The sequence below is a fragment of the Thiocapsa sp. genome (genome assembly GCF_011390875.1).
GTDB lineage: Bacteria > Pseudomonadota > Gammaproteobacteria > Chromatiales > Chromatiaceae > Thiocapsa.
In genome coordinates, this window is sequence record NZ_JAABRP010000090.1 from 1 (window position 1) to 593 (window position 593).

1 protein-coding gene is annotated in these 593 nt (G+C 59.9%); it reads right to left on the minus strand.

Annotated features, from left to right (window positions below; all coding sequences use genetic code 11):
- The coding region (locus GPT33_RS09145; protein ID WP_296807709.1) for a metallophosphoesterase at nt 1-314 on the minus strand (314 nt) is incomplete at its 3' end.
- Nucleotides 315-593 lie beyond the last annotated feature (279 nt).

Here is a 593-nt window from a genome sequence, read left to right on the forward strand (position 1 = left end):
AGTGCTGCGATGCGCTCGCGCAGCTGCTCGTAGGTCCAGTCGGCGAAGCGCCGCATCTGTCCCTCCAGCTCGGTGCGGGGCGGCTCCAGAGCGCAGCGCAGGATCCAAGCCTCGTGATTGCCCTTCACCGGCAACCAACCGCGTGTCCGGCGCAGCTCGTCGAACAGCTCCACGCAGGCAAGGCTGCTCGGTCCGCGGTTGACCAGATCCCCGTCCATCACGACCAGATCCGGATCCCAGTCGAGGATCCGCTCGACCGCGACCTCCATCGCCGGCAGGTTGGCTTGAACATCGGAAAAGATCGCAACCTTCATGATCGGGGCGTCCCGTGTTAAACCGCGTCCTGTGCGGTATGCGTCGTTTTGAGTGGACGGCCAGTTCGGCATCCCTCTGAGATGTTGGCGTCGACGCGGTTTAAGTATTTAATTAATTAATATTTTAACTGCATAGCTCTTCGATGATTCAAGATTCCTGAACCGCGTCCAGCTCCATACGCAGATCATGGCCACCGACCGCATCAGCTCTGCGAATCTCTGCATATTCCGCCCGGAGGATGCGGTTCAGCAGGCGACCTGGCCGATATGCTTGCGCAC